General features: G+C 43.8%; 19 protein-coding genes, 4 tRNA genes and 1 riboswitch. Of the genes, 6 read left to right on the plus strand and 17 right to left on the minus strand.

What is annotated here, in order from left to right:
* Window positions 1-893 precede the first annotated feature (893 nt).
* From E0H88_RS14010 to secA, 8 genes are all read right to left on the minus strand, one after another.
* A tRNA-Pro gene (locus E0H88_RS14010) sits at window positions 894-970 on the minus strand.
* A 4-nt stretch (window positions 971-974) separates the two neighbouring features.
* Window positions 975-1,050, minus strand: a tRNA-His gene (locus E0H88_RS14015).
* A gap of 39 nt (window positions 1,051-1,089) precedes the next feature.
* Window positions 1,090-1,166: transfer RNA gene (locus E0H88_RS14020), tRNA-Arg, on the minus strand.
* 44 nt (window positions 1,167-1,210) lie between these two features.
* Window positions 1,211-1,287 (minus strand) — tRNA-Pro (locus E0H88_RS14025).
* Between the two features lie 153 nt (window positions 1,288-1,440).
* Complete coding sequence (nadA, locus tag E0H88_RS14030; protein WP_092821088.1) at window positions 1,441-2,508, minus strand: quinolinate synthase NadA; 1,068 nt, start codon at window positions 2,506-2,508, stop codon at window positions 1,441-1,443.
* 153 nt (window positions 2,509-2,661) lie between these two features.
* Complete coding sequence (gene argJ, locus E0H88_RS14035) at window positions 2,662-3,882, minus strand: bifunctional glutamate N-acetyltransferase/amino-acid acetyltransferase ArgJ (protein WP_131274630.1); 1,221 nt, start codon at window positions 3,880-3,882, stop codon at window positions 2,662-2,664.
* A 157-nt stretch (window positions 3,883-4,039) separates the two neighbouring features.
* Window positions 4,040-4,360 carry a hypothetical protein gene (locus tag E0H88_RS14040; RefSeq protein ID WP_131274631.1) on the minus strand — a complete coding sequence of 107 codons (321 nt, stop codon included), beginning with the start codon at window positions 4,358-4,360 and terminating at the stop codon, window positions 4,040-4,042.
* Between the two features lie 181 nt (window positions 4,361-4,541).
* Window positions 4,542-7,274 carry a preprotein translocase subunit SecA gene (gene secA, locus E0H88_RS14045; RefSeq protein ID WP_131274632.1) on the minus strand — a complete coding sequence of 911 codons (2,733 nt, stop codon included), beginning with the start codon at window positions 7,272-7,274 and terminating at the stop codon, window positions 4,542-4,544.
* Between the two features lie 338 nt (window positions 7,275-7,612).
* On the opposite strand from secA, the gene E0H88_RS14050 reads away from it, so the two are divergent.
* The 3 genes from E0H88_RS14050 to E0H88_RS14060 all read left to right on the plus strand — a co-directional run bounded on the left by E0H88_RS14050 (window position 7,613) and on the right by E0H88_RS14060 (window position 10,042).
* Window positions 7,613-8,254 (plus strand): peroxiredoxin, encoded by a 642-nt coding sequence (locus E0H88_RS14050; RefSeq protein ID WP_092821080.1) that lies wholly within the window; start codon window positions 7,613-7,615, stop codon window positions 8,252-8,254.
* A gap of 394 nt (window positions 8,255-8,648) precedes the next feature.
* On the plus strand, window positions 8,649-9,464 hold the full coding sequence (locus E0H88_RS14055; protein WP_131274633.1) for an MBL fold metallo-hydrolase: 816 nt from the start codon (window positions 8,649-8,651) through the stop codon (window positions 9,462-9,464).
* Entirely contained in the window at window positions 9,464-10,042 is a 579-nt protein-coding gene (locus tag E0H88_RS14060; RefSeq protein ID WP_131274652.1) for a dual specificity protein phosphatase family protein, read from the plus strand. Before E0H88_RS14055 ends, E0H88_RS14060 begins: the two co-directional genes overlap by 1 nt.
* Window positions 10,043-10,060: 18 nt before the next feature.
* On the opposite strand, the gene E0H88_RS14065 is transcribed toward E0H88_RS14060, so the two are convergent.
* From E0H88_RS14065 to E0H88_RS14085, 5 genes are all read right to left on the minus strand, one after another.
* Window positions 10,061-11,095, minus strand: a complete 1,035-nt coding sequence (locus E0H88_RS14065) for an SPOR domain-containing protein (protein WP_502699745.1) — start codon at window positions 11,093-11,095, stop codon at window positions 10,061-10,063.
* Complete coding sequence (gene folC / locus E0H88_RS14070) at window positions 11,086-12,369, minus strand: bifunctional tetrahydrofolate synthase/dihydrofolate synthase (RefSeq protein ID WP_131274635.1); 1,284 nt, start codon at window positions 12,367-12,369, stop codon at window positions 11,086-11,088. Before folC ends, E0H88_RS14065 begins: the two co-directional genes overlap by 10 nt.
* The gene (gene accD / locus E0H88_RS14075; protein ID WP_092821072.1) at window positions 12,366-13,262 is read right to left on the minus strand and encodes an acetyl-CoA carboxylase, carboxyltransferase subunit beta; all 897 of its coding nucleotides are present in this window, start codon (window positions 13,260-13,262) and stop codon (window positions 12,366-12,368) included. The genes folC and accD overlap by 4 nt, the downstream gene beginning before the upstream one ends.
* Entirely contained in the window at window positions 13,259-14,062 is an 804-nt protein-coding gene (gene trpA, locus E0H88_RS14080; RefSeq protein ID WP_131274636.1) for a tryptophan synthase subunit alpha, read from the minus strand. The genes accD and trpA overlap by 4 nt, the downstream gene beginning before the upstream one ends.
* 419 nt (window positions 14,063-14,481) lie before the next feature.
* Window positions 14,482-15,522: an AraC family transcriptional regulator gene (locus tag E0H88_RS14085; protein ID WP_131274637.1), complete on the minus strand. Its 1,041-nt coding sequence runs from the start codon at window positions 15,520-15,522 to the stop codon at window positions 14,482-14,484.
* 136 nt (window positions 15,523-15,658) lie between these two features.
* Between E0H88_RS14085 and E0H88_RS14090 the strand changes: the two genes are divergently transcribed.
* Entirely contained in the window at window positions 15,659-16,537 is an 879-nt protein-coding gene (locus E0H88_RS14090; RefSeq protein WP_131274638.1) for a metal-dependent hydrolase, read from the plus strand.
* 57 nt (window positions 16,538-16,594) lie between these two features.
* On the opposite strand, the gene E0H88_RS14095 is transcribed toward E0H88_RS14090, so the two are convergent.
* From E0H88_RS14095 to E0H88_RS14110, 4 genes are all read right to left on the minus strand, one after another.
* A complete protein-coding gene (locus E0H88_RS14095; RefSeq protein ID WP_092821064.1) occupies window positions 16,595-17,587 on the minus strand; it encodes a DUF2804 domain-containing protein in 993 nt (330 codons plus the stop codon).
* 172 nt (window positions 17,588-17,759) lie between these two features.
* Window positions 17,760-18,278, minus strand: a complete 519-nt coding sequence (locus E0H88_RS14100) for a DUF1543 domain-containing protein (RefSeq protein WP_131274639.1) — start codon at window positions 18,276-18,278, stop codon at window positions 17,760-17,762.
* Between the two features lie 565 nt (window positions 18,279-18,843).
* Window positions 18,844-20,073, minus strand: a complete 1,230-nt coding sequence (gene trpB, locus E0H88_RS14105) for a tryptophan synthase subunit beta (protein WP_092820352.1) — start codon at window positions 20,071-20,073, stop codon at window positions 18,844-18,846.
* Complete coding sequence (locus E0H88_RS14110; RefSeq protein WP_131274653.1) at window positions 20,057-20,698, minus strand: phosphoribosylanthranilate isomerase; 642 nt, start codon at window positions 20,696-20,698, stop codon at window positions 20,057-20,059. The genes trpB and E0H88_RS14110 overlap by 17 nt, the downstream gene beginning before the upstream one ends.
* A gap of 154 nt (window positions 20,699-20,852) precedes the next feature.
* Window positions 20,853-21,056: riboswitch (cobalamin riboswitch) on the plus strand.
* Between the two features lie 38 nt (window positions 21,057-21,094).
* On the opposite strand from E0H88_RS14110, the gene E0H88_RS14115 reads away from it, so the two are divergent.
* Both E0H88_RS14115 and E0H88_RS14120 read left to right on the plus strand, forming a co-directional pair.
* A complete protein-coding gene (locus E0H88_RS14115) occupies window positions 21,095-22,939 on the plus strand; it encodes a TonB-dependent receptor plug domain-containing protein (RefSeq protein ID WP_131274640.1) in 1,845 nt (614 codons plus the stop codon).
* 101 nt (window positions 22,940-23,040) lie between these two features.
* Window positions 23,041-23,619, plus strand: a complete 579-nt coding sequence (locus E0H88_RS14120; protein WP_131274641.1) for a cob(I)yrinic acid a,c-diamide adenosyltransferase — start codon at window positions 23,041-23,043, stop codon at window positions 23,617-23,619.
* Window positions 23,620-23,716: the final 97 nt, after the last annotated feature.

Genomic DNA, 23,716 nt, shown 5'->3' on the forward strand with positions numbered 1-23,716 from the left:
AGCGTTCAATCTGAGCCATGATCAAACTCTTCAGTTTAAAATCATTAGTAGCTTATGGCTACAAATCTTGGCTCATCAATTTTCTGACAAAAAATTTGCTCAAATAAACTTCGAGTAATTTCTACCATCAATCAATGAAAATAATTTCGATCAATCAACCAGTAAAAATCCACACAAGTTGTTCTTCATAATCTCTTAATGATCTTCTTCCTGGTTCGTCACCAGCAAGCTAGGTCGGCTATATTACACTAGATATTCCCAGTGTCAATCAGTAATTCAAATTATTTTAAACTTTCTTTCTAAAACCCAACCTTAACACTTCGCGCTAAGTTGCTGTTTTATCAGGAGTTTTAATCTTCATCACCGCCGATGGATGTGCATTCTACAGCATTTCACCCTCAATGCAACACCCTTTTTTAAATAATTCAGCAAAAACATCTCGAATGTTTATTTATTCTACAAAACAGGGACTTTTTATTATTTTTAAGTTTAAATTAACAACAATTTCAGTTTCCCCTCACAAACAGGTCAAAATATTATTTATTTCTCCTCATGAATAAATAATTCTATTCTTATCTACTTTTTATGCTTTTAACACTGCCTCTCTTCAATTATAGTCAGTCTTTAAATACAGCTTATCCAGATACATCAATAATCAAAGCAGCAAGTATAGCCAGATTTGAAAATAGCCTTATCTATACCCTTACTCCACACAAGAAGGTATTTTATTTTGGAATGAATTTTTTATTCAACGCCATCATCCAGAGTTAAACAAACTCGCTTCATCACCCCTCAATGGATTTACACCACGAAGATTGAAGATAATTATTAAATTTCAGGCATAAAAAAACCGCATTTAAGCGGATCATTTATTTTTAAGTTGACACTTAAAATGGTCGGAGCAGTAGGATTCGAACCTACGACCCTCTGGTCCCAAACCAGATGCGCTACCAAGCTGCGCCATACTCCGAAATTGGGGTGAATGATGGGATTCGAACCCACGACAACCGGAATCACAATCCGGGGCTCTACCAACTGAGCTACATCCACCGTTACAACATTTTGGTTCTATAATACCAGACTACCAAATGGCGCGCCTGACAGGATTCGAACCTGTGACCATCCGCTTAGAAGGCGGATGCTCTATCCAACTGAGCTACAGGCGCATGACCGATGATATTACTATCATGCGATACTCGCCTTGAAGAATTGGTCGGAGCAGTAGGATTCGAACCTACGACCCTCTGGTCCCAAACCAGATGCGCTACCAAGCTGCGCCATACTCCGATTCATCTCAGCTTTTAGTGTATCGCACATCGTGCGGTACGGGGTGCATTTTAGGCGTGACGCCTAGAGACGTCAACACCTATATTCAAAAAAACTCAAAAAAACGCTTCAACCGCTTATTTATCAAGCATTTTAGGCATTTTTTGATCAAAATTAACGTTTTAAACTCGCACTAAAGCTTAACATACGATCAAGTGGTAATTTAGCGCGTTCTGCAAGAGCAGGATCAACGTGTATTTCTTGATCACCCTTTTGTAAAACCTCTAAAATTCCATCTAATTCGTTCATTGCCATCCACGGACAATGGGCACATGAGCGACAGGTTGCCCCTTCACCTGCAGTCGGTGCTTCGATTAATGTCTTGTTTGGCACAGCTTGTTGCATCTTGTAGAAAATGCCGCGGTCGGTTGCCACAATTAAACGCTCATTTGGAAGCGTTTGTGCGGCTTTAATCAGTTGCGAGGTGCTTCCTACTGCATCTGCAATGTCTACCACTGACTCTGGCGACTCAGGATGAACCAGAACCGCTGCATCCGGATACAATGCTTTCATCTGGGCAATACCGCGGGCACGGAATTCTTCATGCACGATACAGGCACCATCCCATAGCAACATATCTGCACCGGTTTTCTTCTGGATATAACGCCCCAGATGCTGATCCGGTGCCCAGATAATCTTTTCACCCAGGCTATCCAGATGTTCAATAATTTCAACTGCACAGCTTGAGGTCACCACCCAGTCAGCACGTGCTTTAACAGCAGCAGATGTATTTGCATATACAACCACTGTATGATCGGGATGGGCATCACAGAATGCTGTAAACTCATCGACCGGACAACCCAAGTCCAGCGAACAGGTCGCTTCCAGGGTAGGCATAAGCACGGTTTTTTCAGGAGAAAGAATTTTCGCTGTTTCTCCCATGAATTTCACCCCAGCAACCACCAAGGTTTTGGCAGGATGGTCTCGGCCAAAACGTGCCATTTCAAGGGAATCAGAAACACAGCCACCCGACAGTTCTGCAATCTCTTGCACTTCGGGATCACAATAGTAATGAGCGACCAGGACAGCATCACGTTTTTTGAGTTCTGCCAGAATTTGCGCAAACTTCTCCTGTTTGACCTCATCACTTAAATGAATATCTTTAGGTTCGCCTAAACGATCTAAATGCGCCTGCACAATCGATTTTGCTTCATTGGCAATTAAATTGGTCGCATCATTCATAACAACGTCTTCTCTATCTTCATGCTTGCCCTAACACAAGCGTACTCAAGTCACTGATGATATGGGGGCAATTTGCTCATTCACCAGCCCTTTGCCGATTGATTGAATGCTAAAAAAGCCTCACAACGGAGGCTTTGTCATTCAATTTGAATTTTACGAACGGTAATCCGCGTTAATCTTGACATAGTCATAAGACAGATCACAGGTATAGACTGTATCTTTTGCCTGTCCTCGTCCCAAATCGACCCGAATGGTCAATTCAGCCTGAGACATCACGCGTGCACCAGCTTCTTCCGTATAGTCCGCTGCCGCACCACCATCTTTACAGATCTGTACATCATCTAACCAAACCTGGATTTTTTCAACGTCTAAATTTTTAACACCGGCATAACCAATTGCGGCAAGAATACGTCCCCAGTTCGGATCTGAGGCGAAAATTGCAGTTTTCACCAGCGGAGAATGGGCAATGCTATAAGCAACATCACAACATTCCTGGGTATCTGCTCCACCTTCAACCGCAACGGTAATGAATTTGGTCGCCCCTTCACCATCACGTACAATCAGTTGAGCCAAGCGCTTCATAACACGGGTCAACACATCCAGAACAACCGCATAACGTGCATCGTCAGTTGACGTAATTTCAGCACCACCCGCTTGACCTGTCGCCACTAAAATACAGGAGTCATTGGTTGAGGTATCACCATCTACAGTAATACGGTTAAATGAAACATTCACCGTGGTTTTTAACAGTTGCTGTACCAGTTCACGGCTGATAGGTGCATCGGTCGCAACATAGCTGAGCATGGTCGCCATATTTGGACGAATCATGCCGGCACCCTTGGAAATGCCGGTCATGGTATAAGTCACACCATCCATTTCAAACTGTTCTGATGCCCCTTTAGGTAGCGTATCCGTGGTCATAATGCCTGTTGCCGCATCTAGCCAAGCATCTTCTTTTAAAGAGTCTAATGCAGGCTGTAAACCATTCACCAAGCGTTCAATCGGCAACTGCTCGCCAATCACACCGGTTGAAAAAGGTAAAATTTCGTTAGTCGATACACCAGCCAGTTCAGCCAGTTTGGCACACGTCGCCTGGGCATTTGCCATACCGGTTTTGCCAGTACCTGCATTGGCATTACCGGTATTAATGACCAGATAACGCGGATTGCCCGCTTGCAAATGAGCTTTACACACATGTACCGGTGCTGCGCAGAATGCATTTTGGGTAAACACACCGGCAACGTTTGAACCTTCAACAAATTCAAAAATAACGAGGTCACGTCGGTTCTGATAGCGTACATATGCTTCAGCTGAACCAATTTTTACACCTTTAACCACATGCATCTGTGGCATTGTTAAGTCGCCCACCGCCATTTTTAAACTTCCAAATAAGTTCGTGATAAAAAGACAGCTTAGTAGAAATTCAGTAAAAAATCGAGCAGAACACTTTGTTTGATTTATTTTTTATCAGTTTGACATTTTCAGGCATAAAAAAACCAGTCCGCAGACTGGTTCTAGCAATAGATTAGATTTAGTTGGAAGCCAATTGAGTTGATTCCGATAACAGTGCCTGTTTGGCTTTTTCCTGACTTGCAGCAGATAACGCTGGATTTGAAGCGACAATGCGGTTTGCATTTGCTGCATTTGCAGGCGTAATCGCTGCAGTTTTTAACACCACAGGACGTTGCTGCGGATTAGCAAAGGTATAGCGAATTCCTGTACGCGGACTCATCACCGTCGTGTTTTCATCTTTCACAGCATTTGCTGCGGCATTTTTGGATGGCTCATTTGCAAAAGCCAAACCTGGAATAGCTAAAGCTAAAATCATCAATGGTTGTAATACTTTTTTCATTGTCTTTTCCGCGAGTCAATGTTCATCAATATGCACTAAATACCACTTAATTTGGCGCTCTGCAAACATATTCACATCTTGCAAAAATAAACGCTTATTTTGTTGCAATAAAAAACCACTTTATCGATTCAAATCCGGAGGGAAATAAATATATAAAGTGGCTGAATGCTTAAGATAAAAATTAAATTTTACCGTGACATTGCTTGTATTTTAAACCTGAACCGCATGGACAAGGTGAATTACGGCTTGCAGGCGGTGCAAATGTTTGCTCTGCCGGATTAAAGCCCGACTCGACTTCTACAGTTTCAGTACCGCTTAAATCACCCGCCAACAAATTATCAAATTCTGCATGCGTCAGATTCAACTTCATTGCTTCTGCCTGAGCCTGTTGTTGGGCTTCCATTTCAGCCAGTTCTTCAGCTGTAGGAACATGAACACGCGAAAGATCTGTAATTACATCGGATTTAATGACAGCCAACATGTTTACAAACAGGTTAAAGGCTTCTTTTTTGTATTCCTGTTCAGGATTCTTTTGCGCATAACCACGCAAATGAATGCCCTGACGCAAGTAATCCATCGCAGCAAGATGATCTTTCCAGTGACGATCCAAAGCGCTCAACATAAAGTGACGTTCCAGCATGGCTGCTGATTCACTACCCATTTGTTCACGGCGAGTGCGATAGCGTGCGACAATTTCATCAGAAATACGTTCTACCAAAGCTTCTTCGTCTAAACGACGGTCTTCTTCCAGCCATTGATTGACCGGTAAATCAATACCGAGCTCTTCACGCAGTGCATGTTCCAGACCATCGATATCCCATTGGTCATGAATCGATTCAGGTGGAATGTAGTTAGCAATCACACCCTTCACCACTTCATGGTGCATTTCCTCAATGTAATCTTGTAGCGTACTTTCAGCAAGAATTTCATCACGTTGTGAATAGATGATCTTACGCTGTTCGTTATTCACGTCATCGTATTTCAACAGGTTCTTACGAATGTCGAAGTTGCGTGCTTCTACCTTACGCTGTGCATTTTCAATCGAACGCGACACCATCTTGTGTTCAATCGCTTCGTCTTCCTGCAAGCCCATCGCACGCATCATGGCAACTACACGATCACCCGCGAAGATACGCATCAGATCATCTTCAAGCGACAGGTAGAAACGTGAAACACCCGGATCCCCCTGACGACCGGCACGACCACGCAGCTGGTTATCGATACGGCGTGATTCATGACGTTCTGAACCGATGATATGCAAGCCGCCAGACGCCAATACCATTTCATGGTTTTGTTCCCATTCAGCTTTTAAGCGTGCTTCATCTTCAGGAGTTGGATTTTCAATTTTGGCAAGTTTGGCTTTCCAGTTACCGCCCAGCAAGATGTCGGTACCACGGCCGGCCATGTTGGTGGCAATGGTCACAGCGCGCGGTGAACCCGCCTGGGCAATAATGTCTGCTTCACGTTCATGCTGTTTTGCATTCAGCACTTCATGCGGGATGCCCGCTTCTTTCAATTTTTCGGAAAGAATTTCAGACGCTTCAATGGTTGCCGTACCAATCAGGATCGGTGCCACACCATCTTCATGCACGCGCTGAATTTCTTGAATAATGGCATTGTATTTACCATTACGGTTTAAATAAATAAGATCGTTTTCATCTTTACGGATCATTGGTCGATGGGTTGGAATCAGTACCACATCCAGACCATAAATTTCTTTCATTTCCGCAGCTTCGGTATCGGCTGTACCGGTCATACCAGAAAGCTTTTTGTAAAGACGGAAATAGTTCTGGAAAGTGGTGGTTGCCAAAGTCTGGTTTTCAGGCTGAATTTCCAGACCTTCTTTGGCTTCAACCGCTTGATGTAAACCTTCTGACCAACGACGACCCGGCATGGTACGACCGGTATTTTCATCCACAATAATCACTTCGCCATCATGAATGATGTAGTGCACGTTGCGCTGATAAAGGAAATGGGCACGAATTGCTGCAGCAACATGATGAACCAGGTTCAGGTTAGAAGGTGAATACAGACTCTCGCCTTCAGCCAGCAAACCCATCTGAATCAACTGGTCTTCTACAGCTTCATAACCCACTTCAGTCATTTCAACCTGACGCTGCTTTTCATCAATCCAGAAATGACCGCCATCCGGCACTTTTTCTTCTTTTTGCGCATGAAGTTTTGGCGGAATGCTGTTGATGGCCGCATATAGCTGAGATGAGTCATCACTTTGACCGGAAATGATCAACGGTGTACGCGCCTCATCGATCAGGATCGAATCGACCTCATCGATAATGGCATAGATTAAGCCACGCTGTTTTTTCTCTGCCAGAGAGAACACCATGTTGTCACGCAGGTAGTCGAAACCGAATTCGTTATTGGTACCGTAAGTAATATCGGCACGATAGGCTTCTGCTTTCTCTGTAGGGTCCTGCATGGAATAAATGACACCAATGCTCAAACCCAGGAATTCGAATAAGGGACGGTTTAACTCGGCATCACGCTGTGCCAAATAGTCATTCACGGTGATAACATGCACACCCTGCCCGCTAATGGCATTCAGATAACACGCCAAGGTTCCCATCAGGGTTTTACCTTCACCGGTACGCATTTCCGCAATTTTACCTTCGTGAAGCGTAATACCACCAATCAGCTGGACATCGTAATGACGCATTCCCATGATTCGTTTTGCCGCCTCACGGCAAACCGCAAATGCTTCAGGCAATAATTTATCCAGGCTTTCGCCCTTGTTATATCGTTGTTTGAATTCTTCAGTTTTTGCAGATAAGTCTGCATCGCTTAGTGCAGATATCGTCGGCTCGAGCGCATTAATCTTGTCTACGATTTTACGCATGCGTTTGAGTTCGCGCTCATTTTTAGTACCGAAGATTCCTCCGATCAGACTTGCCAACATGAATAGACTCTCTAAATCTTGCTTGTCGAATGAATAAATTTTTTCTCAGTCGTTATTATGGTGCTAGAAATTTGAAGTACAAGGGCTTTGCACAAAACCAGTAAAAAAATTCTGATCACTCGTTCTAGCACGAGACAGCTAAGGTCAAACAATGTAACAAATTTTAAACAGCCAATATAGCCATAAACCTAACCGTTCATATTGTTTTTACAAATCAAGCCACTTTTTATATTCCATATATTCATAAAGAAATACAAAAACACTATTTTCATTGCATAAAAAAATGCGCCATATTAAGTCCCATCCAAGTTTATAACAAATAATTTGAGGTAATAAAAATGGCATTACATTTAGGCGATACAGCACCAAATTTTGTGCAAGACTCAAGCGAAGGCCCAATTAATTTTTACGACTTTTTGGGTGACAGCTGGGGAATTCTATTTTCCCATCCGGCTGACTACACGCCGGTATGTACCACTGAGCTCGGCTATACCGCAAAGCTGAAAGATGAATTTGCGAAGCGCGGTGTTAAAGCTATTGCCCTGTCGGTCGATGATGTTGAATCACATAAGGGCTGGATTAAGGACATTAACGAAACCCAGAACACCTCTGTGAACTTTCCAATCATTGCCGATCAAGACCGTAAAGTCTCAACGCTGTATGACTTTATTCACCCGAATGCTAGTGAAACCTTGACGGTTCGTTCTTTGGTGATTATTGATCCGAACAAAAAAGTACGTTTGATTATTACCTATCCTGCTTCGACTGGCCGCAACTTCCATGAAGTTTTGCGTGTGGTTGATTCGCTGCAACTGACTGACAACCATAAAGTAGCTACACCGGCCAACTGGCAGCAAGGTGAAGATGTGGTGATTGTACCTTCTCTTAAAGATGAAGACGAAATCAAGCAACGTTTCCCGAAAGGCTATAAAGCGGTAACACCATACTTACGCCTTACGCCACAGCCTGAGCAAAATTAAAAGGATTCCTTTTTAATTTTGCGCAAGACAAGCGCAGCGCGTAGTTTTGGACAAGCAGAGCACTGCTCTGCTCTGAGGAATATATTCCGCAAGAAGACGAGAAGCTAGGCTTCGAGTTAAAATTAAAGTGCTGTCTTATTTTGTCGCAAGACAAGCAAAGCGCGTAGTTTTACTCAGAAAATACTGCTCTACCCTCGCGCGCACAAGGTGAGAAGCTCTGCCGCAAGTATGCAGCAAATACAGGATGAAAATGACGAGCCAAATCCTGATCTTGCTCAAGCCTGTCTGATGACAGGCTTTTTTATTCAACTCAAAAAACAAATTACAAAATCGAGTTGGTGTTTGTTTCATAGCCAGTTTATAACTACGCCTAATCATCTTAAGAATAAATATTGTGATCTATAACATTCATCATTTGCACTGTGGCACGATGTGTCCTGTGTGCGGCCCTCTGTTTGGGCAAAAAGGTTTACGTGCCAAAGTGGTTTGTCATTGCCTACTGCTGGAAACCGATCAAGGCTTGGTATTGGTGGATACCGGTTTAGGCGTACAAGATTATCTGCATACCCAAGCCCGCTTAGGTAAGCTGGTTTCACGGCTAGGCCGCATCGAAAATAACTTAGAACTTACGGCGCTTGCCCAGATTCAGAATCTGGGCTTTAGCCCCAAAGATGTAAAACATATTCTGATCTCACATCTTGACTTTGATCATGCCGGCGGTATTTCCGATTTTCCGCACGCTACCGTGCATATCCTTTCCAGCGAATATAATGCTACTCAAAACTTTTTTTCCTTAAAAAATAAAGCCCGTTATAAAACCCAGCAATTCAGGCAGCACCGATACTGGAACTTTATAGAACCTGATCAGGGCGAAGCTTGGTTTAACCTGCATCAAGTACAGGGATTTCACATATTTCAGGATGAAATTTTAATGATTCCCCTGCTGGGTCATAGCCAGGGTCATTGCGGGGTTGCCATTAAGCAGAATGATGGCTGGCTGTTTTTCTGTGGTGATGCCTATTTCTCCCACTTGCAACTCAACCCTACAAACAGGCTAAGAACACTGGATAAACTGGAGCGTTTTTTTGCCGAAGACAATCAGAGGCGTATAGATAACTTGCACAAAATTCAGCAACTTGCGCAAAATGAAAAAAATATCGAGATTATCTGTGCGCATGACCCTATTGAACTGGCGCGTTATCTAACATGATGAGAAGAACCATTCTTGCCATTTTACTCTGTAGCTCAAGTTTGACGGGATGCATGACCACAGCTGCATTTTCACCTGAACAACGCCCTGCACACTGGGGAACATTAATTAATCAAACAGATAATTTTTATCAAATTAGCGAGCATGTGTTTCGTAGTGAACAACCCAATGCCGAACTGATTCCGCAATTGAAGGCACATGATATTGATGTGGTGATTAATCTAAGATCAAGAAACAAAGATCTGACTGTGCTGCCCTCCAAAGATTTTAAATTGGTTCATATCCCCATCCACACCTGGGCAATGTCGCGTGAAGATTTATTAGAGGTCATGCGGCAGATTCAGCAAGCCAAAGCCTTAAATCAAAAAGTACTTATCCATTGTTATCACGGCTCAGACCGTACCGGTGCAAGTATCGCCATGTACCGGATTATTTTTGAAAACTGGTCCATTGCGGATGCACTCAATGAAATGAAACATGGCGGCTACGGCTTTCACCCCGTCTGGATTCATATTGAAAAAATATTCAGTCCTGAAAATGTAAAATGGATTCAACAGCAACTGTTGAATCCACCTTAGTCTAGTTTCAAGCCAGATTTAGCGCTTATCGAGTGGAACCCAGTCAATCACCCATGCCGACTGCATTCCCAGGCTTTTATCGGCAGTAATTTTTTTACGGGTAGCATCGGCAATATCACGATCTTTAGCCGGCCCCACCATAATGCGAACCCCTTTAGATGTTGGACTCTTGGTCACTTTATAACCTTTAGCACGCAACTTGGAGGCCAGTGCATCTGCATTGGCTTCATTGGCGGCCAAGGCCACTTGAACCATCCACTGCTTATCGCCATTTTCCAGCAAATCACGGGCTTTTTCAGCTTCTGCTTTTTTCTTGGCTTCTGCTTTTTTCTTGGCCTCTAATTCACGCTCGGCTTGTTCTTTTTTCTTGGCTTCCAACGCCTTCTTGGTAGCCAACTGTTTTTCAGCTTCTGCTTTGCGTTTTAATTCCGCCTCATGCTTTGCCTTTTCTTCAGCGGCTTTTTTCTCGGCTGCTTGCTTCGCAGCTAACTGCTTTTCGGCTTCCGCTTGGGCCTTACGTTTTTCTTCAGCTATTTTTTTATCAGCATCAGTTCGTTGTTGTTGAGCTGTCTGCTGCTGTAACTTTTTTTCAGCGAGCAACTTTTCATCAGCCAGACGCTTTTGTTTGGCTTTTTCATCTTCTACCAGTTCAGGCGGAATATTATCCGAACTCTGCTGTGCTCCACTGCGAAGCGCATTTAAAGCGGCATATTCTTCGGCTGCCTTACGTGCCGCTTCTGCCTCAGCCTGTTGCTGCATCGCCAAAAACTCGGCTGCACGCGCTTCCTGTTCTGCAACCGCTTTTTCACGTGCCCGGCGTTGTTCTTCAAGTAAACGTTTTTCTGTTTCCACATCAACCGTTAAAGGCTGCAACTGAACCATTCCCCCATCTGCTACCGGCTTTTTTTGCTCAACCTGGGCGGCCAAGTCAGATGTTCTGAGTTCATTCTGGTATATTTCTTCTTTACCCTTTAGAAGCAATGCTGCCAATAAAACACCACCACCTAATAAAACAACGCCTCCCATCCAGCGTTGTTTGCTATTCATTGACATTCTTCCAAATACTCCCATACCGCTTCTAAGGTATGAAATGAACCACATACCAAGATCAACTGATTATTTTTTGTTTCATTTAGCGCTGATTTAAAAGCCAATTGAACACTATTGAAGTGTTGTACTGTTTCGCCCTGTAATGCTTCCTCAAGCTGCCCGATTGTGGCTGCTCGCGGAACGGCTAAGGGTGCAATTTTCCATGTTAAAACAGTATCTTTCAACAAATCTACGACAGATTTGATGTCTTTATCCGCCAACATGGAAAAAACACTGATCACTTCTGTGTACTGTTTATTGTATTCTAAAAATTTTCGCAACTGATTTAACAAAAATTCTACGCCATGCGGATTATGCCCGGCATCAAAAATAACCGTTTTATCTTGAATTTGGCGTATTTCAAAGCGGCCTGGCAATTGTGCATTTTGAATGCCGTGTGCAATGGCATGCTGAGTCACGTTTAAGCCACTGACCAGAATCGCGGCAACGGCGGTGGAAATATTTTCCAGTGCCAGAGTACCGAGGGGAAGTTTTAACGTGCTGCCCGATGAGGCAAACATCCAGGCTTGACCATCATCGGTATATTGATAGAAATAATCACGATTGACGGCAAACAGTTGTGCCTGGCATTCATCGGCTTTATTTTGTATGGCTTGTGGAAGTTCTTGCGAACCGCCAAAAATCACGGGAATATTCGGACGAATAATCCCGGCTTTCTCGAATGCAATCTTTTCAATGCTATCGCCCAGCCAGTCGGTGTGATCCAGACCGATATTGGTAATGACCGCAACATCCGGATCAACCACATTGACCACATCCAGACGGCCACCCAGCCCGACTTCAAGCACCCAGACATCACATTGCTTGACTTTAAAAATCACAAAAGCCGCCAGTGTGGTAGCTTCAAAGAAAGACAGGGTTAAATCACAGTCACGACGTGCCTGATCCACTTGCACAAAGGCATCTACCAGGGTTTGATCATCCACTTCAATCCCGGCCAGTTTCACCCGTTCATTAAAACGGTAAATATGCGGTGATTGATACAGTCCTACCCGATAGCCTTGCGCATTTAAAATGGCAGCCAGAGTAGTGGTGGTTGAACCTTTACCGTTGGTTCCCGCTACAGTCAGCACTTTGGCCTGCGGACGTGTCACACCGAGCTTTTCAGCCACAGGAATAACCCGTTCCAGACCTAAATCAATACCCGTAACGTGAACATGGCTCCAATAATCGAGCCATGTGTTTAAAGAGTCTGTTGCAAGTGGTGCTGTGTTCAAGACAAATTCATCAGTTTCGCGATAATACGATATACAGTATCACGTAATGCGTGACGATGAACAATTTGATCGACTACACCATGATCAAGCAAATATTCTGCGCGTTGGAACGGTTCTTCCAGTTTTTCACGTACAGTTTGCTCAATAACGCGTTTACCCGCAAAGCCGATCATGGCTTTAGGCTCTGCAATGTGTACATCACCGAGCATTGCCAATGATGCAGTTACGCCACCATAAACCGGATGGGTCAACACCACTAAATATGGCAGGCCAGCATCTTTCATTTTTTGAATTGCCGCTGAAGTACGTGCCATTTGCATCAATGACAACATGCCTTCCTGCATGCGTGCACCACCTGATGCAGCAAAACAGATTAAAGGTTGTTTCTCTTTAATGGCACGCTCAGCAGCTTGCACAAAACGGTCACCTACCACTGTACCCATTGAACCGCCCATAAAGTCGAATTCAAATGCACACGCGATAACAGGAATGTCTTTCAGCACACCTTGCATTACCACCAAGGCTTCAGTTTCGCCGGTTTTCTTTTGCGCTTCAGACATACGGTCCGGATAGGCTTTGCTATCGATGAATTTCAGCGGATCTTTAGCAACAAATTCCTGACCCAGTTCATTTTGAACCTGATCGAAGAACCAGTTTAAGCGATCGCGTGCTTTCATACGCAAATGCTCATCGCATTGTGGACAAACATAGGCATTAAATGTCATCGCGGTACGTGTAACCAGCGCATGACATTCAGGACACTCAACCGTAGGCTCGGTAAATGTTGCTTTGAGTGCAGCTTGCTCATCGGGCACTTGAATACCCGGAACATGACGTTCGGTCCACGGCTTCGCTGGGCTAAGAATTTTGCCTGATTTCACTTCTTGATTCATACTAACTCATCGAGCGCAGCTCGAAGCTCCTTGACTTTATTGACCGTTTCGACAACGGCTTGTTCTGGCGCTAAGTTCGCAAACTGTTTTACAAATGCACTACCAACAATCACAGCATCAGCTGCTACACCCATGGCTTTTGCCGAGGCAGCATCGCTGATCCCAAAACCGACACCCACAGGAACGTCAGTCACAGTTTTAATTTTCTGGATACGGGCTGCCGCTTCAGCAACATCTAAGGTTGCAGCACCGGTTACCCCTTTCAAGGATACATAGTAGATAAAGCCACTGGCCTGATTCGCCACATGCTGAATACGTTCATCAGTCGATGTCGGTGCCAGCAAGAAAATTTGATCCATGTCGAATTTCTTCAACACGTCATCAAAATCTTTGGCTTCTTCAGGCGGCAAGTCCACCAGAAGCACACCATCGACACCGCATTCATTGGCGATTGACACAAACTTTTCATAACCGATCACTTCTACAGGGTTAAGATAACCCATCAAAACCACCGGTGTTTCTGTATCTTTCTGGCGGAACTCTTTCACCATGTTCAAAGCATCCAGGGTATTGGTTCCGCCTGCCAATGCACGTTCCGCTGCAAGGGCAATGACCGGGCCATCCGCCATAGGGTCTGAAAATGGTAGACCAAGTTCAATCACATCTACCCCAGCCTCAACCATTTGATGTAACAATGGAACGGTTACTTGTGGATGAGGGTCACCTGCCATTACATAAGAAACAAGCGCTTTACGCTGCTGAGATTTAAGCTGTCCAAAACGAGTGGCTAAACGTGACATAGGGTTGTACTTTCCTTGAATTATTAAAAAACTGAGGAGTTGGCTTTGTAGAAATACAAGACAACGCATTGTAACGCTATTTTTTACTCATTGAATAGAGCCTGAGCATTTCACGCTACTTTCGACTCAGCATCTCATTTTTTCAGAACAATCCGAGAGCACCATTTACTGATATTTACGATTTTTTCTCAATGATCAAAGATGCCTAATTTTGCCTTGTAAAAAAATATCCACCACGCGGATAAATTTATTTTTATTGGTAAAAAATTGATAAAAATAATTAAGTTAGCTTTTATTATGAAAGTTTGGTGCAATAGCAAAACCTGTACTCCACTACTTTTATATAACGCCCAAAGCTCTAGCTGAAGGAGTGCTTGCACACTTGCATTCGTGAACCAAGCGGCCTGAATAGGGCGTTTTTATCGTTCTGACTGGGTTTTGAGTTGCTGTTTTCTCTGTAATAGGGTTTGACCACTATAGGCTTTATACGCACGCGCCAAAGCCGACTGATCTGAATAGCCCAGACACATGGCAATTTCCGTAAAACTCATCGTTTGTAGTAGCAACTGTTCACAGCGTTTCATTCGCTCGGTTTCAAGCAGTTTTTTAAAGGAAGTCTCTTGTTCATAAAGTTGACGCTGCAAGGTCCGTACAGACACATGCAATTCATCCGCAAGCCATTCTATTTTCGGGCTCTGTTCCTTAACTCGCAAATATTCAGCCAGCTTTTGCTGAATATGCAGCAATAGATTTTCATAATGGGGTTTGGCAGCAATGGCATCTTCTGCCTGCCTGAGTAAAAGCTGCATTAAAGAGGGATCCGCCAGCTCGGACTTCAGCCATAAGTTTTCCGCACTGATCTCAAAAGAATAGTTCGACTGTTTAAATGCCACTTTGCAAGCAAAGAACTTTTGATAATGATCACCTGCCATTTGTGGACTATGGGCAAAATTGACCTGCAATAACTCAATTTTTTCGGCCGGAAAAATCTGCCGGGCCAAATGCACCATACAGGCCATGGTCATTTCATTGAGCAAGGCATATTTCAAATCATGCAAAGGCCAGCTTAGACTGATCTTTTTGTCCCGTTGATGCATCTGTATCGGGCTAACATCCGCTCCGTCAATCACCAGACGGCTAAAGCGAATCACATATTGCAACGCCTCTGCCACACTGTTACTTCGAGTCGCCATATAGCCCAGTACCCCAAAGTGTTCAGGACGGATCAGGCGGGCCATTTCAAACACCAATTGCGGACAATTCATCTGTTTTTGAGTCAGCTGCATGACTTCTGCAAAAAATGAATAGGTCGATTGCGAATCAATAGGCAATGATAAAACATAACGCAGGTGTGCTTGGTGCTGCGCTAGACAGGCCAAGCTAAAGAGGTCCATTCCCTGCTGCTGAAAATACATTTGAAGCAACTGAAAATAGCCATTTGGAATTTGCAATTCTTGCACGATGTATCCTGATTATTTTTGACATTTTATATTTTCACTTTGGCGTAAAATGTATAAAAAATGGCAACTACTGTCAAAACAAAACGGAAAAATCCCGACATACTGCAATCATCCCAGGCAATTGAAGTAAAACAACATGAATGCCATTGTCCAACCACAGATTATTCCAGTCGTACGTAGCAATCTGGATTTCAAGCTGAATGAAGTGCCGCGCTTCTGGTTCGGAGGCGACCCGTTTATTACCCGGATGTTCGATGCACTCAGCCTGACTTTTCCCGATGGCGAACGTTATTTTATCCAGTCAGTCCGTCTGTTTCGGGACCAGATTACCGATCCGGATTTAAAGCAGCGTGTGGCAGATTTTATCCGTCAGGAAGCACAGCACGGCATTGCGCATGACAAAATGAATCAGGTCATGAAAGAACAAGGCATGCCGGTCGATCAGTTTATTCAGCGTTTGAATAAAATTTTTAAATTCGAGCTGGAAAAACGCTCTCCGCAATACAATATTGCCATGACAGCTGCCGCTGAGCACTTGACGGCCTTAATGGCAGAAACCTTTTTCGGCAATAAAGAAACGTTAAGAGATGCTCATCCCTTTGTGCGGGCACTGTTTGCCTGGCATGCGATTGAAGAAATGGAGCATCGGGATGTTGCTTTTGACGTGATGAAACAGGTGGGCAATGTACCTGAAAGTACCCGTAAATTTGTTCTGGCATGGACCACCGCATTAATGTTCGGCTTTACCATTTACCGTGCCAATGTCATGTTAAAGCATGACGGATTTAGCCCATTGCAACGTCTGCAAATGAATATTCGCGGACTCCCGTGGTTCTTTGGGAGAAAAGGTACGCTCACCAAAATGAGCAAGCAATATCGCGACTGGTTTAAAAAAGACTTTCATCCCAACCAGCATCCGGTGATTGCCCAATACGAGGTCTGGGTCAAAACCTTAGAAGAAACTGGCGACCCTATACAAGCGGGCGAAGCGTTTTGGCAAGCGGCAAAAGAATAAAAAAAGCCTGCTTATATCGCAGGCTTTTTTTATTTTTGTAGATTAATCACTTGGCGCTTACCACTTGGCATAATGCTGTTCGAGCAAACCATATTCATTGATCAAGACAATTTCCTGATCATCTTGCTGAATGGTCCCGCTAATTTTGGCTTGCCATTGGCTGAACTGACTGCCCACCAGTCTTAAATTCAGATTTTCATAACGTCGCCAGCCCGTTTTGACATCCAGATTTAACTTTTCATCCAGTGAGCGAATGGTCCAGTGTCCCTCATCCAGATGCTGGAACAAAACATCACTGACAGGATACAGCACCCCATTCACCCATAAACAGTTTTCATTACCAAAACTTTCATTGACTCCTGAAGCCAGATTCAAACCGATCCGGTTATTTTGTGCATCCCAAAAATTGCAGGATAACCAGAACCATGCCGTTTCCGGACGCAGAAAACCGCAGGTATCATCCAGCGATGCAAACGTTCTTTCATTAAACTGTATGGTTTCACCCTGCTTATTGATAAAAAAGCCTTCACACGCCAAAGTGGTCAGCTTCTGGGTATAAGTCCAGCCATTGATACCCGTCGGGCTACACATACTAAGCGGGTTTGTACCTGCACAGAAAATTCGCGCACTGAGCCTGATTTCACCATATTTGGTGACATGGATATAACGCACGCCATTGGCATGCTGGATATCAATTTGAAAAGGCGACTTGGAAAAAAAACTCTGGTTATAAAGCGGCTGTTCATCTACCACGGTATTGCGTGATAACAGGTTAATGGCATTCCACTCTAAAACCTCATGGTTTTGATGATTATAAATATAGAAAAAGGCATGCCCAGCCCATGCAATATCGGCAATCGCCAGACCAATCGTATAATGGCCATGCTGAATGCAGCAAAATTTAAACTTTTTATATTTTAATCGCTTGCGCCAACCGGTTAAGACATCGCCATAAGGTGTCTTGTACTGGTATTGATTCAAATCGATGGTTTTGGGGAGGACGCTAAAACGTCCATAATGCGGTTGTCCATTTGATTGAATCAAATCCATTTATCAAATTCCATCTAGCCAAGAGATAACAATTCCTTAGCGTTATTATGCCTATATAAGCGGAACTTGAAAGTGTCAAAAAGCAATTTTCATCGAAAAAATACAAAAATTTATAATATTTCACCTGGTCTAATATTTGATAAATATAATTTATTAATCAAATAGATATAAATTATCCCTCATCCAGTATTAAATAGGTATTTTCCCAGCGGTTGGCTACAAAATCACCTTTGACCAGCTGTACATAACGGCCATGGACATGATCAATCGCAATACAGTCATCCACATCTAATATTCGGTCGGTATGCTGTTTCTGCCAATGTTGTGCAAAATAAGCCTTAGCACGTTGTTTTGCCCCCTTGGCATTTTGCGCCACGACCAGAACATAACGATGCAGTTCTCCAAACTCCTGGGCATCGTAGCCACCCAGATTAATTAAAAATAGATGTTCTGAAGATGAATTCGGCGCTGCATCACCAAACTGGATTTGATATTTTTTACCTTTAAATTCAATCCCGTTAATTTGTGCCCAGGCATCAATATGCAGCCCTTTTTGCTCGCCAAACCATGCCTGTTTTAATTGAGGATAAACATCTTCAAGAGAATCACCGACTGCCAGTACGACATCATGCACTTCTGTATTGGCACGTGCATGACGACCACCGAGCATGACGATAAATAGGCTGGGCATGATTCTCTCCTTAATTTTAATCCTCCTCCCTTGCGAAACAGTGTTTCTCATCCTTTTTCAAAGGATGGGGGAACTTTACATAACAAAAGTTAGTTAGGAGAATAATTATTACATCTCAATATGATAAGCGCTGGCGACATGGATGTCGCCCGTTGAGCAGTATTACAGGGAGGTAATATCTGCTCAATAGAAAGCCTTTGGTTACTTTGGGATTTTCCAAAGTAACATCAACATTTACTGCTCGTTTTTTATTAAATTAATTTGTCATGCACTCCAATTTTTACTTAAAAATTCTCTTTTCATTCGTAAGTGAGGCCTTACTTTTGACGGGCCAAAAGTAACAAAATCCCTTTGTATTTCTGATGATACTTCCCTGTATCACAGAAATACGGGCGACATCCATGTCGCCTTTGCATTTATTCAAATTTCTGTTGCTTAATGACATAAAAAAATCGCACTAAATTACTTTAGTGCGATTTCCTATTTCAGATGACCTCTCCCCTTGCGAATTCAGAATATATTCTGAGATTCTCATCCCAAAGGTAGAGGGCTATAATAAGGCAAATTACATCTCAACCATTTCCACGCCATCAATACGTGCAACTGTCATCAAGTCCTTATCCCCACGGCCTGAAACCGTTGCAATAATGATTTGATCTTTAGACATGGTAGGCGCAAGTTTGGTCACGTAAGCCATCGCATGTGAACTTTCCAGTGCCGGAATAATGCCTTCAATCTGGGTTAAATCACGGAAACCTTGCAGGGCTTCTGTATCCTTGATCGGCACATATTCAACACGGTGCATATCTTTCAAGAAACTGTGTTCAGGCCCAACACCCGGATAATCCAGACCGGCAGAAATTGAATGCGTTTCAATAATCTGGCCTTGCTCATCTGACATCAGGTAAGTACGGTTACCATGCAATACGCCGACATGACCGGCATTTAACGGCGCAGAGTGCTTACCGGTTTCAATCCCCAAACCAGCTGCTTCCACACCATACATTTTCACGTCTTGGTCATTGAGGAATGGATAGAACAAGCCCATTGCATTCGAACCACCACCCACACATGCCACAAGTGCATCTGGCAAGCGGCCTGCCTGTTCCTGAATCTGGCGGCGTGCTTCACGGCCAATGATCGACTGGAAATCACGAACCAGTTGCGGATATGGATGAGGACCGGCCACCGTACCAATCACGTAATAGGTTGAATCAACATTGGTTACCCAGTCACGCATGGCTTCATTCATGGCATCTTTCAATGTTTTTGAACCGCTTTCTACCGGCACAACCGTTGCACCGAGCAGACGCATACGATAGACGTTCATGGCTTGACGTTTCACGTCTTCAGCGCCCATGAACACCACACATTCCAGACCTAAACGCGCCGCAATCGTCGCGGTTGCCACGCCGTGCTGACCTGCACCTGTTTCTGCAATAATACGTTTCTTACCGGAAAGTTTAGCCAGCAGTGCCTGACCAATGGTGTTGTTGATTTTATGTGAGCCGGTATGGTTCAGGTCTTCACGTTTTAAGTAAATTTGCGCACCACCCAACTCTTTTGACCATCGCTCAGCATAATATAAAGGACTAGGACGACCTACATAATAGGCGAGATCACGGTCGAATTCTGCCAGAAACTGTTCGTCATTTTTCATACGGAAATACAGCTTTTCTAGATCTTCTAGAGCTGCCATCAGGGTTTCTGACACAAAACGTCCGCCATGGATACCGAAATGCCCTTTTGCATCAGGGAATTGGGTATAGTCAATCACATTATTTTGCTGATCCACGTAGGACTCCTTGCATAAAGCGTTCGATGAGTTGTTGGTCTTTTATAGCTTTTGCGGACTCGACACCGCCACTCACATCCACAGCATAGGCTTGTGTGGTGAGAATTGCCTGCTCGATATTGTCAGGGTTTAAGCCCCCTGCCAAGATGAGCGGAATATTTAATTTTGGAAAAGTGCTCCAGTCAAAGCTATGCCCGGTGCCCCCTTTTAAATCTGGATGCCAGGCATCTAACAGCACAGCACTTGCCCCTGCATCCTGATAATCTTGAATTTCGGCTTGAATATCTAAACCCGGTTTCACCTGGATGGCTTTGTACCAGCGGCGGCCCACTTGCGCTGCAATTTCCTGACATTGTTCAGGTGTTTCATCACCATGAAATTGCAGCATATCCAAGGGCACATCTTTTAAAACGTGTAGAATGTCATCTGCTGATGCATTGACAAATAAACCCACTGTTTGCACATAGGCAGGTACATGCTGGATCAGTTCTTTCGCTTGCTCTTTGGTCACACTGCGTGGACTGGGTGGATAAAATACAAAACCAATTGCATCTGCACCGCTGTTCACCACAGCATGTACGTCGTCAACACGGGTAATTCCACAAATTTTGGCTCGGGTTCGCATGTTTTTGGCTCTAATCTGGCTCAACTAAAACCCAATTTTTGCTCTAAACAGATAGATTGGGGCGAATCATTGTAATGCAATTTTTTTAGCTTGAGTAAAGTTCATCCTGATTATTCTTCATCAATATTGTTTAAATGATATGCAGACCTTATACTGCGCGCATCTTGCAACAAGTCAAGCTTAGGCTTTAGGGAAGTTGGTGCAAATCCAACACTGCCCCCGCAACGGTAAAATGAAAAGCATATCTTTATAAATCAGTTGATTTACACCACTGCATGTTAATGTGGGAAGGTGGATATGTAGCATGCAGATGCATGTGCATTTAAGTCCGGATACCTGCTTGTTGTGTTCTTTAACTCAGTCATTCACGTGGGGTGAATGTATGGAGCGCAAAACATGTCATCTCTTTTTCAGCCTACTGCTTTAGTGGGCGCAATTGCTATTGCAATGGGTCTTTCTACCAGTGTTTCTGCAAAAGACACAGCAAATACACCTTCAATAAATACTTCTTTAGATACTTTGGTGGTGACGGCAACCCGTTCTGAAGAAAAAATAAACCTTGTTCCTTCAAGAATTTCAATTATTGAACCTAAAATTGTTGAGCAATCTCCGATTGCCTCCTTTCCTGACCTACTTAAACACGATGCAGCCATCAATATGGTGCAAAGCGGCGGTATGGGGCAACTTGCCGATATTTATTTACGTGGCACTGAATCCGACCATACTTTAGTTTTGCGTGATGGCGTGCGACTGAATAATGCATCTTCTGGCACAGCAAGCCTTGCTTTTATTGATACCACAGATATTAAGCAAATTGAGATTTTAAAAGGCCCTGCTTCTGTTCTGTATGGTACCGATGCCATTGGCGGTGTGGTGCACCTGGTCTCAAAGACACCAGAAAAAAATACGGCGTTTGTAACCGGTGAAATAGGCGAGCATCAAACCTATAAATCTGTCATCGGTGCAGATTTAGCAGAAGACGGTTTCTATGCTCAGGTGCGCGGTCAACGTCTCGAATCCGAGGCAACCAAAGTCACCAATCAAAACACCAATACCAATGCAACAGCTGCTTTTGATCAAAAAGGCTTGAGTACCAAACTTGGCGTTGAAAAAGAGAATTTTGCTGCCTCTGTAGACTACAGTACAAACGAAGGTACGAGCCTATATGATGCTTATACATTTAATGGGGCTCTGCTAAAACAAGACTTTGAAAATGAAATGCTTAATCTTCGTGGTCGTGTGAATTTAACGAAACAGCTTGAACTGAATGCACGTTTGTCCCAGTTTAATGATGAAGTAGAGCAAAAAGATTCGACCGATTTCGTGCACAGCAAAACCCGGGAAGCTGAACTCTATACCAAATGGAACTTCATGCCTCAGCAGACTTTGCTGACGGGTGTTACTCATCGCAAGCTGGATGGTGATATTCTGTCTTACGGCACACCATATGATGAAGATGTAAACTCGACTGGATATTATGTTCAACACCAGTTTAAGGGAACGAAGCTCAATACTCAGGTGGGTGTGCGTGTCGAAGATAATGAAAAGTATGGTTCACATACCGTGGGTCAAATCGCTGCACGCTATCAATTGCTTCAATCTACAAGTGTATATGCAAATGTGGGTACAGCATTTAAATCACCAACGTTAAATGAACTTTATAATTCCTGGAACGGCAACCCGGATCTGAACCCTGAAGAAAGCCGCTCTTATGAAATCGGCCTTGACCAAAACCTGGCTTACGGTTTTCAAACCGGCTTATCTGCCTATTACACTGAAGTAAAAGACCTGATCGCATCAGTTAACTTTGGCAAGTTAGGTAACATCAATAAGGCAAGCTATCAAGGCGGTGAATTGTACCTGGGTTGGCAGCAAGCTGATTTATTTGCCAAGGCAACCTATAGCTACGTCAAGCCTGAAAATGAAGAAACCCATGAAGACTTGGGCCGCCGTCCTCGTCAAGGGTTAACCTTAACTACCGGTATTCAAAATGATGTATATGGTATTAGCGCATCTTTAGTGGCCAAGTCCAAATCCAAAGAATGGGATGCAAACTACAAAACGCCGGGCTATGCGACCGTAGATGTAAATGCATTCTGGAATGTAAACCCAAATGTGAAGCTCTTTACTAACATTCAAAACATTGGTGATGTTGAGTACAAGACAGCGTACCAAGACCAAGGTTACTACTATGTCAACGGTGGTCGTCTCGCCTCTGCCGGTGTGACTTTCAAATACTAAGTCTTAACAGCAAAAAATTTTAAAACAGCGCAGTTTATGGATAATGTTATGACCGGCATTATCCTTTTTTATTGTATTCATCAAAAACTCAAGGAACACATATGGGCCACCGTTTAAGTAAAATTTATACCCGTACCGGCGACTCAGGCACAACTGGACTCGGTGATGGTTCACGCGTTGCCAAAGACGACTTGCGTATTACTGCACTAGGCGATGTGGATGAGCTGAATGCCTGTATTGGCGTGCTTCGCTCACAAATTGCGGTCAGTACCATTACAGACAAAGCCAGCTGGGATAAATCCTTAAGCCTGATTCAGCACTGGTTATTCGATTTAGGCGGAGAAGTCTGCATTCCAAACTTCAACCTAGTTCAAGCCGTTTCCATCGAGTTTTTGGAAAATGACATTGACCGTATGAACGAAGCTTTGCCGATGCTGAAAGACTTCATTTTACCTTCCGGAACTTTAGCTTGCAGTTATGCTCATCAGGCCCGTGCCGTGTGCCGTCGTGCCGAGCGCAGTGTGATGTCGGTACATAGCCGTGACCAGAACATTCAGGCCAACTCGCTACAACTGCTCAATCGCCTGTCCGACTGGCTATTTGTGGCCTCGCGTACCTTGCAACGTGCTGAAGGTGGATCTGAAGTCCTGTGGCAAAAGAATATTAATGAGACGATTTAATCCCTCTAAACCACTTCCACACTTGTTCATAAATAAAACCAAGCCGTGATAATGCTATCGCGTTAGGCGACAAGGATGTCGCCGTTGGCTACAGGTA

It is taken from the genome of Acinetobacter sp. ANC 4216, assembly GCF_004331195.1.
GTDB classification, from domain to species: Bacteria; Pseudomonadota; Gammaproteobacteria; order Pseudomonadales; family Moraxellaceae; genus Acinetobacter; species Acinetobacter kookii.